We start from the raw sequence: 19,235 nt of genomic DNA on the forward strand, positions 1-19,235 counted from the left end.
CCTAAACATCAGGAATAATCATGACTCAGATTCTTTACTCGCCCGCCTCGCCCTATAGTGCGAAGGTGCGTATGGCAGCGACCTATGCTGAAATTCCGTTCGAAAGCGTAACCGTTACCACCTCTGCTGAGCCCGAGAACCTGATCAATGCCAATCCTTTGGGAAAAATTCCGACACTGATAACTGATGATGGCAAGTCAGTGTTTGATAGCCGTGCAATCATGCAATACCTCAACCGCGTATCGGGGAATAAAGTTTTTCCACGGAATGCCGAAAAGCGTACCGATGCAGAGCGTTATGAAGCAATCGCTGACGGTCTAGCCGATGTTCTGCTTGCGCATGTTTACGAGCGTCGCACACGGCCCGAAGAAAAAATATATCAACCATGGCTGGATCTGCAATGGCGCAAGGCGGAACGGGCGCTTGACCTGTTGAATGAAGCTCCACCTCGTCTTGCCGCCAAGCTGCATGGTGGTCATATCGCTATTGCTGCAACGCTGGGTTATCTAGCCTTACGCTTTGAAGGCCAGTGGGAACGTGGCCGACCAAAGCTCAAAAAATGGATGAAGCGTTTCGAAGAGCTACATCCAGAGCTTTCAAAGCTTCTGCCACACGTTTAAAATAAAAAAACCGGGCAGAGTTTTCTGCCCGGTTTTCCTGTTCGATTACAACGTAATTAGAACTTGTAGCCAAGACCAACGCGGATGTCCTGCGTGTCCAGCTTATCACGAACAGTCGTGCCGCCGAGATCGTAGTTCTTGTTACCGAACTGAGTGTAGCGATATTCGACGCGACCAAGAATGTTCTCGGTCAGCTTAGCTTCCATACCAACGCCTGCAGTCCAGCCAACGCGGAACTTGCTTTCATCGTCGTTGTTACCCGAAAGCTTAACCTGCGAACCAGCAACACCGCCAGTGATATATGGCATAACTGGGTTCAGGTCGTAACCCAGACGGCCACGCAGCGATCCTTCAAAGCCCTGCTTAACCTGAAGACCATCACGGGACTTCTTGGCAGCCGAATAGCCAGCGTCGCCTTCAACACCATAAACAAACTGGTCCTGCTGGAAATTCCAGCCAGCGTAAGCGCCGCCCTTCCAGTCGTCAGGCTTCACAGTGATGTTGCCACCAGGAAGTTCGTTCTTCGACTTGTTCCAACCGTAGCCGAGGTAAAGACCAGTGTAACCACCAGCCCAGCTGTACTGTGGAGCCATTTCAACCGGAGCTGGAACAGGAGGCTGTTCCATGATTGCGTCAGCTGCGAAAGCGGTTGCAGAGAACGGCAGCAGCGCAGCCGAGGCGATTACGAGAGACTTAAGAGTGCGCATTGCATTCTCCTTCAATAAATTACCTTTAGCGCGGTCCCTTATCGGGTGGGCATCAATTTGGGACTGAGACGCCCATGCCGCGCTGACAGGGAAGACATATCGACGATAATTGCGGCACGATCTGCCCCCTCGTGTGGAGATAACCTGTCGAGAACATGGCAAAATTGCGATGTTGCATTCTGGCAACGCTTCGGCAGCAGCCCCATATAAGGTGCAGAGAATTGAGTCTTGAGAAAAGGAAACATGTCAGCCAAATAGAAACCACTGAATTTGCTAGCTTTTCGTCAGCATTGAATGCTTATCACTCTATTTTCTGCTGCATTTCTCCTGCAAGATGTCCTGAATCACGGCGATGAATAACGATAAGAAAGTGTTTACCCTGTTGGAAACAACACAAAACAGCCCGCTTGCTAATTGTCCCGTTCTGGTAACCGGCGGTGCACGGCGCATAGGAAAAGCGATCGTTCTCGATTTAGCGGCGCATGGCTTTCCGGTTGCTATTCACTGCAATCGCTCTGCCAAAGAAGGTGAGCAGCTCGCCGAAGAAATTAACGCTAACGGCGGAAAAGCCTGCATTGTTCAGGCTGACTTGGCTGATGAAAGTGACGTTCGTGGACTGCTGAAACAGGCTCAGGCTCAGCTTGGCCCGATCCGCCTACTTGTAAACAATGCATCGCTCTTTCAAGACGACCGTGTCGGAACCCTTGATATGCAACTCTGGGATCGCCACTTTGCTATCCATCTCAAGACACCTGTTATGCTCGCCGAAGAAATGGCCAAAGCTTTGCCCGATAATCTTGATGGGCTGGTGATCAACGTCATCGATCAGCGAGTCTGGAAGCTAAACCCGCAGTTCTTTTCTTATACGCTTTCAAAAACAGCGCTCTGGAATGCAACAAAAACCCTCGCACAGGCACTTGCGCCCCGGATTCGTGTGAATGCTATAGCACCAGGCCCGACCTTGCCGAGTGAACGGCAGAACCTGAATGACTTTGAACTACAGGTCAGCCGCCTGCCTTTACAAAGAGCTCCCGACCTAGCCGAATTTGGGCGCACTGTTCGTTATTTTTGGGAAAGCCGCTCTGTTACCGGTCAGATGATCGCTCTGGATGGCGGACAGCACATCGCATGGGAGACACCCGACATAGCAGGAATTAAAGAATGACCATGTCACGTAAATTCAATGATGATGTCTTTTCACACCTCCCATCCGATGTTGAGAGTGATGTGACAGATATTAGCATGGATGATGCGTATACGGACGACCATGATTCTATCGAACAAACGACAGCTGCCGCTTCTGTTGCTGATTCCATACAATGGGATTCTTCAGATGGCCTGCCGGATACCACAGGTCTGAGTGGCGCGGATATTATTAGTGCCTTTGTCAAACACTTGCCCAACAATCCAGGCGTCTACCGCATGTTCAACAGCGCGGGTGACGTTCTTTATGTCGGAAAAGCTCGCAGCCTGAAGAAGCGCGTCTCGAATTATGCACGTGGTATTGGTCATTCAAACCGTATCACCCGCATGATTGGCGAAACGGTTACAATGGAATTTGTTGTCACCCGCACCGAAACCGAAGCGCTGCTTTTGGAAGCGAATCTCATCAAGCGTTTAAGGCCACGCTTTAATGTTCTGCTCAGAGATGACAAATCATTCCCCTATATCCTGTTGACTGGTGACCACCGTGCACCGGGCATTTTTAAACACAGGGGCGCACGCACGCGCAAAGGCGAATTCTTCGGCCCGTTTGCGTCCGGCGGCGCGGTTACACGCACAATCAATGCACTTCAGCGCGCATTCTTGCTGCGCACTTGCACAGATTCTGTGTTCGAATCGCGTACGCGTCCCTGTTTGCTCTATCAAATCAAGCGTTGTTCCGGTCCTTGCACACACGAAGTCAGCGATCAGGATTACGCCGAATTAGTTAGCGAAGCGAAAGCCTTTCTTTCAGGGAAAAGCCAGAAGGTAAAAGATCATCTGTCAGCAGCCATGCAAGCCGCATCGGCCGATCTCGATTTTGAACACGCGGCTGTCTATCGCGACCGCCTTGCCGCACTTTCGCATGTTCAGTCACATCAAGGCATTAATCCTCAAACCGTTGAGGAAGCTGATGTATTCGCCATCCATCAGGATGGTGGCATGACATGTATTCAGGTCTTCTTCTTTCGTACAGGCCAGAACTGGGGCAATCGCGCCTATTTTCCGAAAGCAGACAGTTCCCTTGGCCCTGCTGAAGTTTTGGGAGCATTCCTGTCGCAATTCTATGATGACAAGCCCTGCCCCAAGCTCATTCTCCTTTCAGAAGGCATCGAGGATCAAGAACTGCTTGGAGATGCGCTTTCATCAAGAGCGGGACACCGCGTATATGTGAATGTGCCGCAACGCGGAGAAAAGAAAGAGCTGACTGATCATGCTTTGACCAATGCTCGTGAAGCTCTTGGACGCCGTCTGGCTGAAACATCTTCTCAAGCGCGGCTACTCAAGGGGCTAGCCGAAGCCTTTGAATTACCAACAATTCCGCGCCGTATCGAAGTGTATGACAATTCGCACATCATGGGCACAAATGCAGTGGGCGGGATGATCGTTGCGGGGCCGGAAGGCTTTGTGAAAAACCAGTATCGTAAGTTCAATATCAAATCGACGGATATCACACCCGGCGACGACTTTGGCATGATGCGCGAGGTGATCGAACGCCGCTTTTCAAGGCTTGTCAAAGAACATGGCGAACCTGAATCGACAAACGATGGTGATAACAACGATGCATTCCCCGCTTGGCCGGATCTTATTCTAATTGATGGGGGTCAGGGACAGGTTGGTGTGGTCCGGGAGATTCTGGCTGAACTGGGAATCGCTCACCTTGTAAGAGCAGTTGGCATCGCAAAAGGTGTTGATCGCGAAGCCGGTCGTGAACGTTTCTTTATAGAGGGCAAAGCACCTTTCACACTGCCGCCGCGCGACCCGGTTCTCTACTTCATTCAGCGCATGCGTGACGAGGCGCATCGATTCGCCATCGGTACACATCGTGCAAAACGAAAGAAAGATTTTGTGGCAAATCCACTTGATGAGATTTCAGGAATCGGCCCGTCGCGGAAACGTGCTTTGCTTCATCACTTTGGAACGGCGAAAGCAGTTTCCAAAGCAGCAATCGAAGACCTCATGCAAATCGAGGGCATTTCAGAAGCCATGGCAAAGACTATTCACGATCATTTTCATGACCGGTGACGCAATTTTGTCTAGGTTAGAGCTGCGAATCTTACATAGGCGTCATTACGCCCCGGTAGAACGTATCAGCAGGTGTTGATTTTCTTTGTCATCCCTGTTGATGTGCTCTCATAACGAATGCGGCGGTGCTATGCGAAAAAATCACACTCTCTCTTTGCCTAACATTCTGACTTACGGACGGATTATCGCCGTTCCGCTTGTCGTTTTGTGCTTCTTTGTAGAGGGTCGACTGCAATCCAGTGATACTTCTCGCTGGGCCGCGCTCATAATTTTTGCTATCGCCAGTATCACTGATTTCTTTGATGGTTACCTGGCTCGCATATGGCAACAGACATCGACAATCGGTCGCATGCTGGACCCGATTGCAGACAAGTTGTTGGTTTCGGCCTGCCTTCTCCTCCTTGCGGCCGATGGAACCATTGCAGGCTGGACGCTCTGGGCAGCAATTATCATTCTATGCCGCGAAATTCTGGTATCTGGGCTACGTGAATATCTTGCAGAGCTGAAGGTCAGCGTCCCGGTTTCTAGGCTGGCAAAATGGAAAACCACTGCACAGATGGTTGCATTGGCGTTCCTGCTTGCAGGCCCCGCCGGCGAAAAAGTCTTGCCCTATACGACGGAAATCGGCATCCTCCTGCTCTGGATATCTGCAATTCTTACTCTTTATACGGGTTGGGATTATTTCCGCGCCGGGCTCAAACACGTCATGGACTAAAACTATGCGCGTCAATCTTGTTTATTTCGCTTGGGTGCGTGAGAAGATTGGTAAGGGAGAAGAGACTATCGAACTTCCTTTCGAGACAATCAGTGTTGGGAAACTCATCTCTCACCTCAAAAGCCTTGGCGAAGAATACGACGCTGCTTTTGAGCATGAGACGGTTATTCGCGCGGCCATCAATCAGGAACATGCTCAACATGACGAGTTCGTCAGAGACGGTAACGAAGTAGCCCTTTTTCCACCCATGACCGGTGGTTGACATGTCTGCGCAAGCGATATGCCCGCTTTTCATAAGCGTGCGTCCCGACGATTTCGATATTGCTGAAGAAATCCGTAAGCTTGGCGAAGGGCGTAAAGATATTGGTGCAATCGTTACATTCACAGGCCTTTGCCGTGATGAAGGTGGCAAACTTTCCGCACTTGAGCTCGAACATTATCCTGGCATGGCGGAAGCAGAGATTCGTCGTATTGCAAATGAAGCAATCAGCCGATGGCCTTTATCCGGTATTTCCATTATCCATCGCTATGGTCTTGTTAAACCCGGTGCAAACATTGTTCTCGTCGTCACTGCATCAGCTCATCGAAAGGCTGCTTTTGAAGCCGCGTCATTCCTGATGGACTTCATGAAAACTGGTGCGCCATTCTGGAAACGAGAACATCTGATTGAGGGCCGTACCGGCGACTGGGTCGAATCAAAGGCTGAAGACGATCAAAGCCGCGAACGCTGGCTTAAACACTGAACGTCCTGTTGTTTTGGACAAGTTGTCGCAGATGAAGCTCTTTTGCATATGGAAAGAGTTTCGATCACGCTATTTAAGCGCGAATTAACTATTTAAGCTCCTAAAATATTGGGTATTTTGGATAGTGTGTTACCGCACCGCCACAATTTTCACATGAAGCCGGGTCTATTGTCTGCTTTATGAATATTGATGTTTGCGAGTACAGGAAGCTGAAGCAATCGCCAGATTGAAAGCCCTGCTCGAAGCAGATGGAAAGAAATGCGGGAGCGGAAGTTTCGGATTAGGCAATGCTAAAAGGACTGACGAAAACTCTTTCTATTGTGGCAGCGCTCACAGCGGGTATCGGTGTGCTTGGCGGTACAGCCATATTCTTCACGACTTCTATGCCGACGGCCAGCATTGCGGCGGACAAGACTATCAGCGGTAAGGTCGTTTATCGCGAGCGTATTGCGCTGCCGCCTGAAGCTCACCTTGTTGTTCAGCTAAATGATGTTTCTCTTGCCGATGCCCCGTCTAAGACCATCGGCGAGACACGTATAGAAGCACCTCAGGGCTCACCAATCCCTTTCGCGATCAATTTCGATATTGATAAAATCGAACCGCAACACACCTATGCTCTTCAGGCACGTATCGTTGCAGGTGACACGCTCTGGTTTGTAAGTGATGAGCGTTACGAAGTGGATCCGAAGAACCCGCGTGAACCAATCGAAATCAAGGTCGTGATGGTTCGTAAAAGCGCAGATGAATCGACAGCGATTGGTATCGAAGGCAAGGACTGGCTCGCGGAAGACATTCAGGGGGGTGGCGTGGTCGATACCGCTCAGACCACGCTTCTCGTCGGTTCTGATGGCTCTGTCAGCGGCTCGGGCGGCTGCAACCGTTTCATGAGCAAGGCTACAATCTCGGGCAGCAATATCTCATTCGCTGAAATTGGTTCTACCTATATGCAATGCCCGCCTGCGCTGATGAATCAGGAACGCAAATTCCTCGATGTGCTCGGCAAGACGCGTTCATACAAGATGGATTCCGGAAAGCTCGTCCTGATAGATGAAGGTGGCGACGAGTTGGCAAGGCTTGCACAAAGCCTTTGATCGCATCCATGCTTAAATAAAAAAGCCCGGTCAAAAAGACCGGGCTTTTTTCAATTCATCTATCAGCAATTAGCCAACGATTTCGGTGCCGGAGAACCAGTAGGCGATTTCTTCAGCAGCAGTTTCAGGAGCATCCGAACCGTGAACCGAATTTTCGCCGATCGACAGAGCGAATTCCTTGCGGATCGTACCAGCGTCTGCGTTTGCAGGGTTGGTTGCGCCCATAACTTCACGGTTCTTGGCAATTGCATTTTCGCCTTCGAGCACCTGAACGATGGTTGGGCCGGAAGACATGAATTCAGTCAGTTCGCCAAAGAAAGGGCGTTCCTTGTGAACAGCGTAGAAGCCTTCAGCTTCACGCAGGCTCATCCAGACGCGCTTGGAAGCAACAACGCGCAGACCAGCTTCTTCAAGCTTGGCGGTGATGGCACCGGTCAGGTTGCGGCGGGTCGCATCAGGCTTGATCATGGAGAAGGTACGTTCGATTGCCATTATGACACCTTGTTTGATGGAAAATTTGAAAAGTGAGGCTCTATAGCGTTGATAGCCTCAATTGCCAAGGGGTAGCCCCCTCGCCCACGCCTCTTATCGGCTTGAGACGGCAGAAAATTGACTGCATAGATGTGTAAATTCGATTCGCGTTCGGGGGGAAGATGGAACAGCACTTTCAAATGTTCGCCTATTATAATCGCTGGGCCAATGAACTGCTCTATTCCGCGGCGGCCGATCTGAGCGATGTGGACTATAGACTCGATCTCGGACTTTTCTTTGGCTCAATCCATCGCACTTTCAATCATCTTCTGGTTACAGATCGTATCTGGATGAAGCGCTTTACAGGTGAAGGTGATCACCCCAACCAGCTTGATGCCATCATCACCGACGACTTCATCAAGCTGCGGGATATGCGCAAGGCTGAAGACCAACGTATCTGCAACTATGTTGAAGGCATGAATAGTGAACAGCTTGCAGGACGCTTTACCTATATGACAGCAACCAATGTGCGCACGATCAGTCAGCGGGTCGCGCCGGCACTTGCGCACCTCTTCAACCATCAGACGCATCATCGCGGACAAATTCATTCAGCACTCACGCGTTTGAGCGCGGATGCGCCATCGCTCGATCTCATTCAGTTTCAACGCACTGAAACAGGCCGCCGCTTCGCCTGATATAGGTTCAGATGATACTTGCGGAAATTTCTCAAGCCGTGCAAAAGCCTTCTCATCATGCTTATTCTTGACGATATCTCTGTACGCATCGCCGGACGCCTTCTAATCGACCACGCCAGTGTCACACTGCCTGCGGGATCGAAAACAGGTTTTGTTGGCCGCAACGGCACTGGAAAATCGACGCTTTTCCGCGTGATTACCGGTGATCTAGCTTCTGAGACCGGTAGCATTTCTCTGCCGAAGAACACGCGCATCGGCCAGGTGGCGCAGGAAGCTCCGGGGACGGAAGATGCGCTGATTGAAATCGTCATGAAGGCGGACAAGGAACGCACAGCACTTCTCGAAGAGGCTGAGACTGCAACCGATCCGCATCGTATTGCCGAAATTCATACGCGTCTTGCCGACATCAATGCGCATTCGGCGGAATCACGCGCAGGCGCAATTCTGTCCGGTCTAGGGTTCAACACAGAAGCACAACGCCGCCCGGCCTCGGCCTTCTCCGGTGGCTGGCGTATGCGCGTGGCGCTTGCAGCAGTACTGTTTTCCGAGCCGGATTTGCTATTGCTGGACGAGCCGACCAACTATCTCGATCTTGAAGGTGTGTTGTGGCTTGTTGATTATGTGAAACGGTATCCGCACACCGTGATCATCATCAGCCATGATCGCGACTTGCTGAATTCTGCCACGTCGTCGATCATGCATCTTGATCAAAAGAAAATCAGCTTCTGGCGCGGCAATTACGATCAGTTCGAGCGGCAACGTCATGAAATGCTGGAGCTTCAGCAAAAAGCACATGTGAAACAGGAAGCACACCGTAAACATATGGAAGCTTTCGTGGAGCGCTTCCGTGCCAAGGCATCAAAGGCCAGACAGGCGCAGTCGCGTATGAAGGCTCTGGAAAAGCTCAAACCGATTGAGCTTTACGTTGAAAGCAATGTGCAACCGTTCCGCTTTCCCGATGCGGAAAAGAAAGCCGCCTCGCCGATCATTGCGCTTGACCATGCCGATGTCGGCTATGTGCCGGGCAAGCCTGTGTTGCGAAATGTCACGCTGCGCATCGACAATGATGATCGCATTGCGCTGCTCGGCTCCAACGGTAACGGCAAATCGACGCTGGCCAAGCTGATTGCCGGACGGCTGCAACCGGAAAAAGGCAATCTCACGCTTTCACCCAATCTGAAGGTAGCATTCTTCGCCCAGCATCAGATGGATGATCTGGTCCCCGAGGATAATGCGATCGAGCATGTGCGCAAGCTGATGCCGCTTGAAGCGGAGGCCAAAGTTCGCGCACGCGTTGCCCAGATGGGGCTTTCGACGGAGAAAATGCTGACACCTGCAAAGGACCTCTCCGGCGGGGAAAAGGCACGTCTTCTGATGGGGCTTGCTACTTTCCATGGCCCAAATCTGCTGATCCTCGACGAACCGACCAACCATCTTGATATTGATAGCCGAGAGGAACTGGTTCACGCGCTCAATGCTTTCAACGGCGCCGTTATTCTGATTGCGCATGATCGTCACCTTATCGAAGCGACGATGGAACGGCTGTGGCTGGTGCGTGCGGGTGGCGTGAACGCCTTTGATGGCGACCTTGATGAGTATCGCCAGATTGTTCTCGCTGATGCAAAGGGTGAGCAGGTATCAGACCGTGAAGAAGGCCCGAAGGTCAACAAAGCGGAACAGCGTAAACTTGCCGCCCAGAAGCGCGAAACTTTGGCTCCTCTGCTCAAAAAGATCAAGGAAACCGAGAGCTTGATGCAGAAACTGCAGAAACAGATTCAGGGTTTCACATCTCAGCTCGAGGACCCCGCTCTTTACGAGAAGGAGCCGCAGAAAGCGATCCGCATCAACAAAGAGATGAGCGATGCAAAAACGGCACTCGCTGATGCGGAAGACAAATGGCTGGAAATGTCTACCGAATATGAAGACGCAATGGCCGATTAGAGCGCGTTTCGATCTGATTGAATCGAATCCTCGCTTTAAATCATTGTTTTAATGCGCATCTTTATCTGATCCTAGCGGGACCATAATTCGTTCGCGTAAGCGTTTCACACTTTTCCGTGCGCGCTCTAAATTTGCGGGCGGCGAATGCGTGTCCGCATCAGCGCATAAACTCCGATAACGCCGAGGATGAGGCCAATTGTCGTGTAGGTCTCATCGGCTTCTTCAGCCCCTCGCCTCAATACGAGTTCGACCTTGGAGAGCTGCAGGCCATCCGTATTGCCCTGCACGGCGCGGAATGCATAGGTGCCAGACAGAACCGGATCAATATCGCCTGCGCTCTGACGTAACACACTGCCATCCTGCGGACGATCCGTATTGACTGAGCTGCTGCTTGGAGCAAAATCCATTCCCTGTGAGAGAACAGGAAACCCATTGCGGCTCACAGCAAGGGTAACGGCTGAACGACGTTCAGCTGGCACATAGCCTGGCAGAGGTGTCGCATCAAGAAAGATGCGAATAGGCGCATCGCTCGCGTCGAGCTTTATTTCTTGCGTGATGAAACCAGCCTGACGGCTTTCAAGGATTGGCCAGCGCCCGAGCTCATCACCCGTAAAATGGCGCATGTACCAAGGATAGCCCAAAGCAACACTGAAGCCAGTGATAATCATTGCGACGAAAAGGGCACGCATCAGGCTTTGCGCTCCCAACGACGATCGGGCGTCTGCTGCCAATAGGTCAATTCGTGGTTCTCCGTTTTGAAGGTTTTCCACTGGGCGCGAGCATGTTCGAGCTGATCCTGATCATGCCCGTCAAACATGACAACCAGTCTTTCGTAATCCGCCGCATGTTCGAGCGCCGCACCTTCAACGAGAAAACGAACCGTTGCTCCGTTGAGATTGGCTTCCGAGGTCGTCAGCAGGACTGGCTGATGTTCGGGATGGGGTTCCTTATCAGTGCCATGGGCCACGAAGGAGGTATCCGAAAAAGTCCAGAGCAGATTATCGAGTGCATCACGTCTTTCATCGCTCACCGCCTGAATCGTCACACGCCAACCACGCCCAAGGGAACGTTCTACAAGCCCCGGCAGAGCTTCATCCAGTGTCGATTCTGTCAGATGATAAAAGAGAATTTCAGCCATAGGTTCTTTTTAGGTTATTGGTTGAGGCGAAGAAAGTGATTCAATTCCCCGCCCCAACATATTGCTCCTGAATCTGATTCAGCTTTCGAAATTGTCACGGACGAGACGGTCGAGAAGGCGAACACCATAACCCGAAGCCCAAGATTGGCTATATTCGTTGGTTGGTGACCCCATAGCTGTACCGGCAACATCAAGATGCGCCCAAGGCGTATCACCCACAAAACGCTTGAGGAACTGTGCCGCGGTAATGGAGCCTGCGTAGCGGCCTGAACTGTTCTTCATATCCGCAAATTTGGAATCGATCATCTTGTCGTATTCCTTGCCAAGCGGCATACGCCACAGTTTTTCACCCGTCGCCTGACCCGCTTCATAAAGCTGATCAGCAAGCTCGTCATCGTTCGAGAATAGACCTGCATGATGCGTGCCGAGGGCCACCATGATCGCACCGGTCAGCGTCGCGAGATTGATCATGAATTTCGGCTTGAAACGATCATTGGTATAATAGAGTGCATCTGCCAGCACGAGGCGGCCTTCAGCGTCTGTGTTGATCACTTCAATGGTCTGGCCAGACATCGATGTAACGATATCGCCCGGACGCTGAGCATTGCCATCCGGCATGTTTTCAACAAGGCCGATCACGCCGATTGCGTTGACCTTTGCCTTGCGACCAGCAAGAGCGCGCATCAAACCGACAACGGCTGCAGCCCCCCCCATGTCGCCTTTCATTTCCTCCATGCCCGCTGCGGGCTTGATTGAGATGCCGCCGGTATCGAACACAACGCCCTTACCCACGAAAGCAACCGGCTTTTCCTTGGACTTGGCACCCTGCCATTCCATGATAACCAGACGCGGCGGACGAACCGAGCCCTGAGCAACGCCTAAAAGCGAGCCCATGCCCAGCTTTTTCATTTCTTTTTCGCCAAGAACTTCAACTTTTACACCAAGTTTTTCGAGCTTTTCAGCTTCTTCAGCAAATTCCACTGGGCCGAGAATATTCGCTGGTTCGTTGACAAGATCGCGCGCCTTGATCACACCGTCTGCAACAGCTTCCGCCACTTCGAGGGCTTTTTTAGCACTATGAATATCCGCGGTCTGAATATGAATTTTTGCCGCGTTTTTCGGCTCGCCGTTCTCTTCACTCTTCCGCGTTTTATAGCGATTAAAGTCATAAGAACGCAGAATCATCCCAAGGGCTACATCGCCAGCCTCATCAGCAGCAATTGTGGTTTCAGGCAAGGCAAGCGTTAACGTCGCACGGTCAGACTTGCCGATTTGTGAAAAAGCTGCGCCCCCGATCTTGATCCAGTCGTCATTACCAAGCTCACCCGGTTCACCAACGCCAACCAGAACAATCTTGTCGATACCGCCTTGAGAGGTTTCGATAGCTTCGGCAGTTTTAGCCAGGGCTCCTGAAAAGCCCGAAACCTCAATGATCTTCGCTATTTTCTCTGCACCACCAACTGCCTGTCCCGCCTCTTCCGAAAAGCTTCCGCCTTTGGCCACCAAAACAATGCTTACGCCTTTTTGTGGCGCGGAAAATTCACTGAAGCTAATTGCAGGACGTTTCGACATAACAACTCCAAACAAGTCTGATTACGGGATGACACGATTGTGTCGCGACTTTTCCTTACTCATGTGAGACGAATATGGCGAAACAGCAAGTCTATTGCGTCTTCAAAATCGGTTTTACGTTAACTCTGGTGAAAACTTGTATATCACGATTATGGAACCATCTGTCTCATGGTCAAACGACTGCGCGTCAATTATTGCATCCATAAATGAGGCTGGTGGTGGTATGCCTCAGAAATTTTTAGTAATCTGTTAACCAGATTTGTTCGGCTAATTTTAGCCAAGTGCAATTAGGCTAGATTTTAATCACGAGCATTGTTTCTGTCGGGACAGCTGCTTCAACAAAACCGGGATGTAGACTCCGCCTATGAAATTGATTGAGTTGTACATCCTTCGCCGTGTGGCGGTTATGTTTTTTGCGGTGCTTGGCGCCGCTGTAGGAATCACATGGACTGTGCAAGTACTTCAGCGCGTTGACTTTCTAACGACAAGCGGCCAGTCCATTCAAACAATCATTCAGTTCAGTTCGCTTCTTATTCCTTCGGCGATCCCATTGGTCATGCCTTTTGCCCTGATCATCGCCATTACTCAGACACTTTCTACGATGAATCAGGATTCTGAGCTCGTCGTTATCAATGCATCGGGTGCACCGCGTAGTGCTGTGATGCGTCCGATACTCATGCTCGCAGCGATTATCTCGGTCATTTCCTTTCTTGTCGCAAATTATGTCGATCCGTATGCGCGCATGAACATGCGCGCAATGATTGCAAATGCGAGCGCAGATGTGCTCAATGTGCTGATACAGGAAGGTAGCTTTCGCAAGCTTTCCGATAATCTTTATGTGCAGATTGCAGAGCAGCGGGCAGATGGTAGCATCGGGGGACTGTTCATCGCCGATTCTCGTGACCCTACGCTCGATCTGATTTACTACGCTTCAGATGGCAATGTTGCCACTACCCCTTCTGGGCCGATGCTGCTTATGAAAAATGGTGAAGTCCAGCGTCGCGACGTATCTGATGGCACAGTCTCAATCATCAAGTTCAATTCTTATGCTTTTGATCTAAGCCAGTTCACATCCTCAGGTGAAGAATTCATCATTTACGCGAAAGATCGCCCACTCACCTACCTGCTCAACCCCGATCCAAACGATCCGATCTTGCAAACACGACCGTTGCGCTACAAGGCAGAACTACACCGTCGCTTGACAGAATGGCTGTATCCGGTCGTTTTTGCGATGATCGCTTTGGCGTTTGCCGGTGATTCTCGTTCTCACCGTGAAGCGCGTGTTTCAGCTTCCTTCTCGGCAATCAGCACAGCGTTACTTATATATTGGGCTGGCTACTTCGCTGCTGACCGCGCTGACAAAGATGAGACCTATATGGTCATAATGTATTTGGTTCCGATCGGCGTTATACTGGTAGCGAGCTATACTCTGGGCACAGGCCGTCGTATTGGCCTTCCCGACAAGTGGACCGACCGTATTCTTGATAACTTCGACCACTTCAGACGCGGTCTCTCGGTATTTACAAGTCGTCTTTTGGGGCGGTCCCGCAAAAATACGGGAGGACGCGCATGATTGGCTGGACTCTCGGACGTTATTTTTTCATGCGATATGTGCAGATCACATTCTATTTTCTGCTTGGAATCTTCGCGCTCGCACTGCTTCTCGACTTCACCGAAAATGCAAGTAAGCTTGCCAATCTCCCCGGATATTCGGTTTGGGCTGCTCTTGGAATTTCAGCTATGCGCGTTCCCTTCATCATGCAGCAGATGATCCCGTTTGTGGCCTTGTTTTCTGCTATGGCAACGCTCATTTCGCTCAATCGGAAATATGAACTCGTGGTTGCGCGCTCGGTCGGTGTCTCTGCTTGGCAATTTCTGCTTCCTGCATGCTTTGGCGCCTTGCTTTTTGGCTTGGCAACAATCTTCATACTCAATCCTTTTGCAGCCTACGGTTTCTCAAAAGCTGAAGAGATCGCCTCTGTTTGGAAAAATGGAAAAACAACAGATGTCTCTGCGTTGCGTGATCCGTGGTTACGTCAAAAAACCGATGAAGGTGAAACCATCATTGGTGCAAAAAGCATTCTGGATAAGGGCACAACGCTTTCAGACGCGACATTTATCCAGTTTGACGATAAGAAAAATATCAGCACACGCTATGATGCGCGCATCGCCAAACTGACAAACGGCTATTGGGAACTCACAGACGCAACCAAGTTTGCCCGCGGCGAAAAGCCAACAAAGCTGGACACATTCAAGATACCAACGCAGTTACGACCGGAATATGTGGAAGAAAAACTGGCGTCACCAGATACAATCCCTTTTACACAGTTACGTAAAAAAGTGGAAGTGGCACGGTCGTTCGGCTATTCGGCAAACGCATTTGACATGCAATACCAGTCACTTCTGGCGCTGCCTGCACTTCTCATGGCAATGACACTTATTGCGGCAACCGTGTCATTAAAATTTGTGCGCTTTGGTCAGTCTGGAGCGATGATTCTGGGTGGCGTTGTTGCTGGCTTCATGCTTTATGTCGTTTCGGTCTTGGTAAAGGCATTCGGCAATGCTGGATTCGTTCCACCATTCGTTGCGGCCTGGGTTCCAGTTGTTATTGCAACATTTTTCGGTATCTCCTTTTTGTTGCATAAGGAGGATGGTTAGTGGGTTTGAGTAACGCCCGCATGGTTCTGCCCCATTTGTTCACGCGTCTTGCACGCGGGACAGCGTTGGTGTGCGCCCTTGCTATACCTTTTAGTTCAGTTGTAATTCTTCCTTCACAAGTTCAGGCGCAGGATGCTCTTGGTGCAAACTACCAAAGTGATCCAAACGCGCGCATGCTTTTGCAGGCGGATGAGCTTGTCTATGATCGTGATGTGAACGTCGTTACCGCTCAAGGCAAAGTCCGCATTGAGTACGATGGCAATCGTCTTGTCGCAGATAAGGTGACCTATAACCAGCAAACCCGCCGCATGACTGCGACTGGAAATGTCGAGATCCTAGAACGCGACGGCAACAGAATTTACTCGGATCATCTGGATGTCACAGATAGTTTCCGTGACGGCTTCGTCAATGGCCTGCGCGTCGAGACGACAGATAACACACGCTTTGCGGCGGAAAGCGCCGAGCGCAGCAATGGTGAAATTACTACATTCAACAATGGCGTTTACACCGCATGCCAAGCTTGTGAAAAAGACCCAGACAAGCCTGTTCTCTGGCAGATCAAAGCGCGTAAAATAATTTGGAATAGCGCGACGAAAACCGTGCGTTTCGAACGCGGTAGGTTTGAGCTATTCGGAATGCCTCTGGCATATTTCCCATCTTTTGAGATGGCAGACCCAACAGTTAAACGCAAAAGCGGCTTTCTCTTTCCGGGTTTTTCGAAGAAAGATGATCTAGGATTTGGCATCAAGAATTCGTATTTCTGGGCGCTTGCACCAAATTACGATCTGACGCTCTCGACCACAGCCTATACAAAGCAGGGCTTTCTGACACAGGCTGAATGGCGTCATCGTCTCGAAAACGGAACGTATAACCTCCAAATCGCCGGCATTCATCAAATGCAGCCGGGCGAGTTTGATGTAAATACTATCGACCGTGAAGAACGAAACCGTGGTATGGTCGCATCCAAAGGCGAATTCGACATTAATTCGCGCTGGAAATTGGGCTGGGATGTGATGGCACAGACCGACCGCAATTTCAGTCGTACTTATAGCTTAGAAGGTTATTCAGGTCAGACGCAGACTTCGAAGATTTATCTTCGTGGTGTAAAAGAGCGCAACTATTTTGATCTGAATTTTTACCGCTTTAACGTTCAGGAATCATATCTTCCGGATAATCCGAATGAAATGAATTCCAAGCAGCCTTGGGTTTTCCCGAGCTTGGATTACTCCTATACGCTTCCAGAGTCTGTTTATGGCGGTGAACTTAAGTTCGATGTTAATTCGCAGGTTCTTTATCGTAAGAATGCAAATCATACCGCTGCCCAAGTTTATGATAGTGTTCTCAAAAAGATGGTGGATCAACCATACCCGCGTATTCCTGGCTTTAGCGGAACAAATGCTCGCTTAACGACTGAGGCGGAATGGAAGCGTACCTTCATCACACCGTCAGGCCTGGTGATTACGCCACTGCTTGCTCTGCGTGCTGACGCTATTAACGTAAACACTAATTTTGACCCGGCGGTTGCGGGTTTCACGGACGCGGTTGTTAAATCGGAAGCGCTTCGGGCAATGGCAACAGCAGGACTTGAGCTGCGCTGGCCAATTCTGTTTTCAACCACAAGCTCTACCCACATTTTAGAGCCGATTGCTCAGATCTATATGCGTAATAACGAGCGGTATGCTGGACAACTTCCGAATGAAGACGCTCAGAGCTTTGTTTTCGATGCAACGAATCTGTTTTCGCGTGACAAGTTCTCTGGTTATGATCGCGTCGAAGGCGGTTCGCGTGCCAATTTTGGATTGCGTTACTCTGGAAGCTTCGACAACAGCGACTGGAACCTCTATGCTCTCGGTGGGCAATCAATTCAACTCGGCGGCGTCAACTCTTTCGGGACACGTGACTTCGTCAACGTTGGAGCAGATTCCGGGCTCGAAGATGCACGTTCTGATTATGTCGCAATGATCGGCACGTCAAATTCGACAGGTCTTGCCCTTGCAGCACGAGGCCGCTTCGACAAGGATGATCTGAATATTAAACGTGGCGAGCTGGAAATTCAGAAGAACTGGTCACGCTTAAACGTCTCAGCCCGCTATGCCTACATAGCGCCACAACCGGCATATGGTTATTCTGATTTGCGTCAAGAAGTTGGCGGATCAGCCACCGTGAAGGTAAATGCGAACTGGCGTGTATTCGGTTCCGGCACCTATGACCTTGTGTCAGACACATTGGTTCGTGCATCGTCTGGTCTCGCTTATGACGACGAGTGCTTTACCTATTCAATGGCCGTTGTTCAGACCCGCAATCCCGGCGAAGGTAAGTCGTCCCGGGGGGTTAGCTTCAACATATCATTCCGTACACTCGGTGACATCGGAAGCGGTAATCAAACTTTCTAAATAACTATAAACCGGGAGCTATAAATTGCTTCCGGTTTTATTGTTTTTAGGCCGCCCTCCAGATATCATTTTCCTATTTCTACCCATTTATAGCTAAATCGCGACCAGCTTCATCTCTAAATTGCTCCAAGGTCATTGTTTCGCCGCACTGGCTCATCTATACAATAGTCGATAATTTTAGTTTTAGACGACTTCGGCCACATTGCGGCCAAACGAACTGGAACTAATCGAGTTGGACGCCTCCGGCAAAACCATGATTTGCCGACCTGAAAGAAATCGGGAAAGATCGATGATGTTTGCAAGACCTTTTTTCGCCTCCATGATGGGTGCTGTAGTATGTTTGACAGCGCTCGGAACGGTCGCGAGTCTGAGTCCAGCACTCGCTGCGTCAAATTCAGCCGAAGCGAAAATCATTGTCTCGGGTAATGCGATTACTAACGGCGATATTCAGCGCCGTGCAAATTTCTTGAAATTGCAGCGCAAAGGTGGAAACCTCAACCAGACAGCCCGTCAGGAACTGACGGACGAGATGCTGAAGCGCATAGAGATGAAGACTCGCGGCATCAATATTTCTGATAAAGAGGTTGATGAAGCGTATGCAGGCTTTGCAACGCGTAATAATATGAGCGTCGCCCAGCTTAATCAGATTATGAACCAGGCTGGCATTACCCCGGATCATTTCAAGAAATATATCATGGTTCAGATGGGCTGGGGGCGTCTCGTTAGTGCACGTTTCCGTGCAACTGGCATGGTTAGCGAACAAGATGCCGTTCAGCGCATGTTGAAAGACGGCGGCAAGAAACCCGTTGCCACTGAATATCAACTTCAACAAGTCATTTTCGTTGTGCCGAATGCCAAGCGCTCGCCTGCCCTGCTGGCAAAGCGCCGTCAAGAAGCAAACGCTCTGCGCGGGCGTATCCAAAGCTGCGACACCACCCGCCAGCTGACCAAAGGTATGATCGATGTAACGGTTCGCGACTTGGGCCGTATTATTGAACAACAGCTACCGGGCGAATGGGCAAAGGACGTAAAATCTACCAGCGTCAATCGCGCCACGGCTCCACGTGACACGGAAAAAGGCGTCGAAATCCTTACCGTTTGCGGCACGCGGAAAGTCTCGGATGACCGTGTTGCGCAGCTGGTCTTTTCCATGGAGGGCGCCGACTCGCCCGCTGGACAGGAAAAGAAAGCAGATGAGCTGAATAAAAAATATCTCGGAGAATTGCGCGAAAAAGCGACGATTGTAAATCGCTAGGTTAGTTA

The 19,235-nt window shown here is 50.5% G+C and carries 18 protein-coding genes; 13 read left to right on the forward strand and 5 right to left on the reverse strand.

Annotated elements, in window-relative coordinates; all coding sequences use genetic code 11:
• Positions 1–20: 20 nt before the first annotated feature.
• Positions 21–620 carry a glutathione S-transferase gene (locus H5024_RS09005; protein ID WP_187545580.1) on the forward strand — a complete coding sequence of 200 codons (600 nt, stop codon included), beginning with the start codon at positions 21–23 and terminating at the stop codon, positions 618–620.
• 56 nt (positions 621–676) lie between these two features.
• Here the strand turns inward: H5024_RS09005 and omp25 are convergent, their stop codons facing one another.
• Complete coding sequence (gene omp25, locus H5024_RS09010; RefSeq protein ID WP_187545582.1) at positions 677–1,327, reverse strand: outer membrane protein Omp25; 651 nt, start codon at positions 1,325–1,327, stop codon at positions 677–679.
• Positions 1,328–1,679: 352 nt separating this feature from the next.
• Between omp25 and H5024_RS09015 the strand changes: the two genes are divergently transcribed.
• The 6 genes from H5024_RS09015 to H5024_RS09040 all read left to right on the forward strand — a co-directional run bounded on the left by H5024_RS09015 (position 1,680) and on the right by H5024_RS09040 (position 7,104).
• Positions 1,680–2,492 (forward strand): SDR family oxidoreductase, encoded by an 813-nt coding sequence (locus H5024_RS09015; RefSeq protein ID WP_187545584.1) that lies wholly within the window; start codon positions 1,680–1,682, stop codon positions 2,490–2,492.
• Positions 2,493–2,569: 77 nt separating this feature from the next.
• Positions 2,570–4,555, forward strand: a complete 1,986-nt coding sequence (uvrC, locus tag H5024_RS09020) for an excinuclease ABC subunit UvrC (protein WP_247875263.1) — start codon at positions 2,570–2,572, stop codon at positions 4,553–4,555.
• A gap of 130 nt (positions 4,556–4,685) precedes the next feature.
• Positions 4,686–5,270 carry a CDP-diacylglycerol--glycerol-3-phosphate 3-phosphatidyltransferase gene (gene pgsA, locus H5024_RS09025; RefSeq protein WP_187545589.1) on the forward strand — a complete coding sequence of 195 codons (585 nt, stop codon included), beginning with the start codon at positions 4,686–4,688 and terminating at the stop codon, positions 5,268–5,270.
• Between the two features lie 4 nt (positions 5,271–5,274).
• On the forward strand, positions 5,275–5,532 hold the full coding sequence (moaD, locus tag H5024_RS09030; RefSeq protein WP_187545592.1) for a molybdopterin converting factor subunit 1: 258 nt from the start codon (positions 5,275–5,277) through the stop codon (positions 5,530–5,532).
• A gap of 1 nt (position 5,533) precedes the next feature.
• Positions 5,534–6,013 carry a molybdenum cofactor biosynthesis protein MoaE gene (locus H5024_RS09035; RefSeq protein ID WP_187545594.1) on the forward strand — a complete coding sequence of 160 codons (480 nt, stop codon included), beginning with the start codon at positions 5,534–5,536 and terminating at the stop codon, positions 6,011–6,013.
• Positions 6,014–6,300: 287 nt separating this feature from the next.
• Positions 6,301–7,104: an META domain-containing protein gene (locus tag H5024_RS09040; RefSeq protein WP_187545596.1), complete on the forward strand. Its 804-nt coding sequence runs from the start codon at positions 6,301–6,303 to the stop codon at positions 7,102–7,104.
• Positions 7,105–7,173: 69 nt separating this feature from the next.
• Here the strand turns inward: H5024_RS09040 and ndk are convergent, their stop codons facing one another.
• Positions 7,174–7,596: a nucleoside-diphosphate kinase gene (gene ndk, locus H5024_RS09045; protein WP_007874342.1), complete on the reverse strand. Its 423-nt coding sequence runs from the start codon at positions 7,594–7,596 to the stop codon at positions 7,174–7,176.
• 161 nt (positions 7,597–7,757) lie between these two features.
• Here ndk and H5024_RS09050 point away from each other — a divergent pair, with 161 nt between their 5' ends.
• Together H5024_RS09050 and H5024_RS09055 are read left to right on the forward strand one after the other, a co-directional pair.
• Positions 7,758–8,270, forward strand: a complete 513-nt coding sequence (locus H5024_RS09050; RefSeq protein WP_187545598.1) for a DinB family protein — start codon at positions 7,758–7,760, stop codon at positions 8,268–8,270.
• A gap of 57 nt (positions 8,271–8,327) precedes the next feature.
• Entirely contained in the window at positions 8,328–10,211 is a 1,884-nt protein-coding gene (locus tag H5024_RS09055) for an ABC-F family ATP-binding cassette domain-containing protein (RefSeq protein ID WP_187545600.1), read from the forward strand.
• 125 nt (positions 10,212–10,336) lie between these two features.
• On the opposite strand, the gene H5024_RS09060 is transcribed toward H5024_RS09055, so the two are convergent.
• The 3 genes from H5024_RS09060 to H5024_RS09070 form a co-directional block, all read right to left on the reverse strand.
• Positions 10,337–10,900, reverse strand: a complete 564-nt coding sequence (locus H5024_RS09060; RefSeq protein WP_187545602.1) for a hypothetical protein — start codon at positions 10,898–10,900, stop codon at positions 10,337–10,339.
• Positions 10,900–11,349, reverse strand: a complete 450-nt coding sequence (locus H5024_RS09065) for a DNA polymerase III subunit chi (RefSeq protein WP_187545604.1) — start codon at positions 11,347–11,349, stop codon at positions 10,900–10,902. The genes H5024_RS09060 and H5024_RS09065 overlap by 1 nt, the downstream gene beginning before the upstream one ends.
• 78 nt (positions 11,350–11,427) lie before the next feature.
• Positions 11,428–12,921: a leucyl aminopeptidase gene (locus tag H5024_RS09070; RefSeq protein ID WP_187545606.1), complete on the reverse strand. Its 1,494-nt coding sequence runs from the start codon at positions 12,919–12,921 to the stop codon at positions 11,428–11,430.
• 364 nt (positions 12,922–13,285) lie between these two features.
• Here H5024_RS09070 and lptF point away from each other — a divergent pair, with 364 nt between their 5' ends.
• The 4 genes from lptF (at position 13,286) to H5024_RS09090 (ending at position 19,227) form a co-directional block, all read left to right on the forward strand.
• The gene (gene lptF, locus H5024_RS09075) at positions 13,286–14,494 is read left to right on the forward strand and encodes an LPS export ABC transporter permease LptF (protein ID WP_187545609.1); all 1,209 of its coding nucleotides are present in this window, start codon (positions 13,286–13,288) and stop codon (positions 14,492–14,494) included.
• Positions 14,491–15,579, forward strand: coding sequence for an LPS export ABC transporter permease LptG (lptG, locus tag H5024_RS09080; protein ID WP_187545611.1), 1,089 nt, complete (start codon positions 14,491–14,493; stop codon positions 15,577–15,579). Before lptF ends, lptG begins: the two co-directional genes overlap by 4 nt.
• A gap of 20 nt (positions 15,580–15,599) precedes the next feature.
• On the forward strand, positions 15,600–17,972 hold the full coding sequence (locus tag H5024_RS09085; RefSeq protein WP_187546733.1) for an LPS-assembly protein LptD: 2,373 nt from the start codon (positions 15,600–15,602) through the stop codon (positions 17,970–17,972).
• A gap of 289 nt (positions 17,973–18,261) precedes the next feature.
• Complete coding sequence (locus H5024_RS09090) at positions 18,262–19,227, forward strand: peptidylprolyl isomerase (RefSeq protein WP_187545613.1); 966 nt, start codon at positions 18,262–18,264, stop codon at positions 19,225–19,227.
• The last annotated feature ends 8 nt before the right edge of the window (positions 19,228–19,235 follow it).

This window comes from Ochrobactrum sp. Marseille-Q0166, from assembly GCF_014397025.1.
GTDB lineage: Bacteria > Pseudomonadota > Alphaproteobacteria > Rhizobiales > Rhizobiaceae > Brucella.